This is a genomic window from Holdemanella sp. DFI.5.55, assembly GCF_020593575.1.
Taxonomy (GTDB): domain Bacteria; phylum Bacillota_I; class Bacilli_A; order Erysipelotrichales; family Erysipelotrichaceae; genus Holdemanella; species Holdemanella hominis.
In genome coordinates this window covers 1-2,544 of record NZ_JAJDMK010000138.1, presented here as the reverse complement: position 1 = coordinate 2,544, position 2,544 = coordinate 1, and the positions used below count along the sequence as shown (strand labels likewise).

2 protein-coding genes are annotated in these 2,544 nt (G+C 29.4%); both read right to left on the bottom strand.

All coding sequences use genetic code 11. From position 1 onward, the window contains the following. Positions 1-144: 144 nt before the first annotated feature. Positions 145-276 carry a hypothetical protein gene (locus LJE08_RS15175; RefSeq protein ID WP_255650355.1) on the bottom strand — a complete coding sequence of 44 codons (132 nt, stop codon included), beginning with the start codon at positions 274-276 and terminating at the stop codon, positions 145-147. A gap of 31 nt (positions 277-307) precedes the next feature. Continuing rightward, positions 308-1,561: an ATP-binding protein gene (locus LJE08_RS13345; protein WP_227403494.1), complete on the bottom strand. Its 1,254-nt coding sequence runs from the start codon at positions 1,559-1,561 to the stop codon at positions 308-310. Between the last annotated feature and the right edge of the window lie 983 nt (positions 1,562-2,544).

Below are 2,544 nucleotides of genomic sequence, written 5' to 3'. Positions count from 1 at the left end.
ATTTGATCTAAAACGTATTATTTTCGTTGAATTAGATACGATTTAGCATTCTAAAAGAACACAAAATCATCCTTTTACACAATATTAGTACCATCTCAACTGATTTTAAAAAGCAGTTAGCCTAAAATTGACCAATTGCCATATTTATTGTTCTTGTGAAGTTCTAGAATCTACACTAGCTCTAATTTCATTCATTTCCGGTTGAATAGCTTCATATTCTTTCTTGAACTCATCATTCTGCAACTGTTTAGCAAGCATATTGTCAAATGTTTTCATTTTAGGATTATCTTCTATGGTTTCATTCCTTTTATTTAATTCTATATTTTGTCCCTTTCCCTTTACCTTCAATAGTGATTACACCTTTTTGTTCCATATCTTTTAATAACTTTGTTGTTTTGGATTTACCAAATGATATATATGGTGCAATTTCACTCATTGATTTCAGCATATTTTTACTTAAAAGTTTATATACTACTTTTTCATCTTCCGTTAAATTCGCATTCTCTTCATATATTGGAAGAACAATTTGAGTCGCATTTTCTGATACTTCAAAACTTGGTTTTACCGATGCTTCAGAATAGATTTGTTTGATTCTTGTAATACCTGTTCCAAATATTTCTACAAACCCCAATCTGTAAAATACATTTGCAAGATTTCTGTTTCTTAAAACCGAAAGTTTTCCTGATAAATATTCATCCTCTGTGATTCCAGATGGTAATCCGCCTGGAGATACAACTTCTATTCTATCATCAAACATAGATACTCTAATTTGTGAATCCACATCCCATACTCGATGAATCAAAGCATTCGCAATAGCTTCTCTAAATGAAGCTTCAGGTATCTTTTCCACCCGCTTTCGATCAGCTCCTTGAATTACTTCATATTGATAATAATCTCTAAATACACTAAGAGCTTTTTCATATATATCCAGGACGGATGTATTTTCAAAAGTAATCCTCTTTTGTATAATGCTGATGTCTTCTCCAAACTTTACTATATCAAGTCCAGGAAAATGATTCTTATCCGCCAATAGACCAGCTGCATTATTAAAGCCATTCACATCATCATATAGGTTCAATGTTTTTAATGTGTCTTTATTAAAAGTTTCAATCTGAATGTTTTCTTTTAGCTTACTTTGCAAAATTTTAAAAGACAACTCTTGATCTTTACAAGGTAATTCTTCAAATCGAATATTCTTTCCTTCTAAGACAAGTCTTGAAAACTCTAGTGTATCTACTTCTATTGTTGCAGTATCATTTCGTTTATATGCTTTTGATTTATACAAATACGGTTTCTGAAGACCACTCTTTACACTTAATTTTATCGTTTTCTCATTATTTTGGATTTCTAAAGTATAGTTTGGCTGAGGCGAAATACTATCATTGATTTTATTTTCAATATCTAAACAAGCTTGTTTAACATCTGACAAACCTTTTATATTTCCATCATCATCCACACCAAAAAGAATTTCTCCACCATCATAATTTGAAAAGGCACTCACTGTTTTTAGAAAAGTATTTGTAACTGTTTCTTTAAATTCTAATATTCTTGTTTCTCGCATAAAGACTCCCTTCCACTCTTTTTTTAATTATATTATATGTATAATCATTCATAAAATCATTCATATTATTTTACGGATGATTTTACGCGTGATTTTGATCGTATTTTTTTCTTTTTGTCCGTTTTTTTAACTGAAATCAATACATAGATATTGTAAAAGACTTTTATAATTCTTTTTTTAATGAATTGATTTTTTGCAATCACGATTCTTAAACCAGCTTTTACAATACTATGAATCCGTGTTAAACCATTAACAACAATCCAAGTATAGAAACACAATTTAAATTTTCTCTAATTTGATTTGTTGATGAAGTTATTCAAAAGGTGCATTTAAGGTGTACGAATCCTCTTAATTTCTTTTAATATTCTTTATATAAAGCAATTTATAAAAATTAGAATATGTTCCCATGGCAGATAAAAAGCACTTTCTTCATAGTCAAAAACCTCACTTTTATATAATTTATCATATTAAAGTTGAAAACTCCATCTAGCAAAAACATCATTTGCATAAACTTTCCTTTATCGGTATAATACAGATACAGGAAGGCTACTGGATGCAGTGGTCACTCTGAATTTACAATGTCAAAAGACACTAGTAATCCATTGTGGTGATGTGAACTAGTGTCTTTTACATTTTTCTATAATAATTAATGTGATTTTTAGTATTTCTTCTATAGCCATTAGTCAAAGGCAGCATCAATGTATAGATAAATATACATAAAACACGTCTTCCTGAAATAAATTGAAGGATCTGCCGAGAACTCAAGCAGATTTCTTTATTAAATTCAGAGGGTTCACCGTTACTACATCCAGTAGCACTTCTAATTATAAAACTTCAATGTGAAAGCATTGTGAATTACATTCAATAGTTCCTATTTGATCTAAAACGTATTATTTTCGTTGAATTAGATACGATTTAGCATTCTAAAAGAACACAAAATCATCCTTTTACACAATATTAGTACCATCTCAACTGATTTTAAA

Bases quoted from the DNA above. Each gene is read 5' to 3' on its own strand.
- LJE08_RS15175 (WP_255650355.1), bottom strand. From the start codon at position 276: ATGAAAACATTTGACAATATGCTTGCTAAACAGTTGCAGAATGATGAG.
- LJE08_RS13345 (WP_227403494.1), bottom strand. From the start codon at position 1,561: ATGCGAGAAACAAGAATATTAGAATTTAAAGAAACAGTTACAAATACT.